This window comes from Intrasporangium sp., from assembly GCF_032907665.1.
Taxonomy (GTDB): Bacteria; Actinomycetota; Actinomycetes; order Actinomycetales; family Dermatophilaceae; genus Intrasporangium.
Genome location: NZ_JAJJPG010000239.1, coordinates 1558 through 3023, shown reverse-complemented (window position 1 = coordinate 3023; position 1466 = coordinate 1558). Strand labels below are relative to the sequence as shown.

Genomic DNA, 1466 nt, shown 5'->3' with positions numbered 1-1466 from the left:
GGGGTGGGCTGCGGTGAACCTCGGTTTCGGCTTTGTGCTGTCAGCCAGTAACTCAGTGTGAGGTGTGGGGTCTGCCACGGGAATCGTGGATTGTTGCTACGAGCACGAGACTCAGAATCCAGCGAGTCGTCCTGCCCCACCCGTGGCCCGCGTCAGGGTTTGTCGGCTCGGCAGGAGGCTGGTGATGGAGGTCTTGCACCCGCGGTGCGCGGGACTGGATTTGTCGAAGAGCGACGCGAAGGTGTGTGTGCGGATCGTGTCGTCGGGCAAGGTTAGGGCGCACGCTCAGGTCACGACGTGGTCCTCGATGCCGGCGCAGGTGCTCGCGTTGCGGGAGTACCTGATCGGCCAGCGGGTCACCTGTGTCGTGATGGAGGCGACCGGGGACTACTGGAAACCGTTCTATTACGTGCTCGAGGATGCTCCGTTCGAGGTGATGCTCGTCAACGCGAAGGACGCGAAGAACGTGCCCGGTCGCAAGACCGACGTGTCCGACGCGGCGTGGCTGGCGCAGTTGGGGGCGCACGGGCTGCTGCGGGCCTCGTTCGTGCCGCCGGAGCCGGTGCGGCGCCTGCGGGATCTGACGCGGACCCGGACCGCGGTCGCCCGGGAACGGGTCCGGGAGGTGCAGCGGCTCGAGAAGGTTCTCGAGGATGCCGGCATCAAGCTCTCACTGGTGGCCAGCGACATCACCGGCACCAGTGGCCGGGCGATCCTGGAGGCCTTGGTCGGTGGGACGCGTGACCCGGCCGTGCTGGCCGATCTGTCGGTGAAGTCGCTTCGCGAGAAGATCCCGCAGTTGACCGCGGCGCTGGCCGGGCGGTTCACCGAGCACCACGCCTTCTTGGTCGCCACCCACCTGAGGCTGATCGATCAGCACGACGCGGCGATCGCCTCGATCACCGGCCGGATCGAGGAGCTGATGGAGCCGTTTCTACCCGCCCGGCGCCTGATCAGCTCCATCCCCGGGGTCGGGGTCCTGACCGCGGACGTCATCATCGCCGAAACCGGAGCGGACATGACCCGCTTCCCTAGCCCTGGCCATCTGGCGTCCTGGGCCGGGGTGTGTCCGGGACACAACGAGTCCGCCGGCAGGACCCACTCGACCCGGGCCCGGCCAGGCAACCGGCACCTCAAGGGCGCGCTCGGCGCGTCCGCGCTGTGCATCGCCCGCAGCAAAGGCACCTTCTTGGGCGTCAAGTACCGGCGGTTGGCCCGCAGCCGCGGCAAGCAGAAGGCCCTCGTCGCGATCGAACGGACCCTGCTGACCATCATCTGGACCATGCTGACGACGGGCGCCTTCTACGACGAACCCGGACCCGACTGGTACACCCGCCAACACCCCGATCAAGCCAGGGACAGCGCCGTCCAGAGACTGCGCGACCTCGGCTACCACGTCACCATCGCGCCACGAGGAGCCGCCTGACCCAGCTCGTATCAGTGATGCTTCGACTCAGCCGGGGCTG

At 67.7% G+C, this 1466-nt stretch carries 1 protein-coding gene; it reads left to right on the top strand.

Going from position 1 to position 1466, the window contains the following annotated elements; all coding sequences use genetic code 11:
- Positions 1-184: 184 nt before the first annotated feature.
- Positions 185-1426 carry an IS110 family transposase gene (locus tag LOY02_RS18830; protein WP_317183898.1) on the top strand — a complete coding sequence of 414 codons (1242 nt, stop codon included), beginning with the start codon at positions 185-187 and terminating at the stop codon, positions 1424-1426.
- The last annotated feature ends 40 nt before the right edge of the window (positions 1427-1466 follow it).

What these genes read in the sequence shown, in the direction of transcription:
- LOY02_RS18830 (WP_317183898.1), top strand. Translation starts at nt 185, where the DNA reads ATGGAGGTCTTGCACCCGCGGTGCGCGGGACTGGATTTGTCGAAGAGC.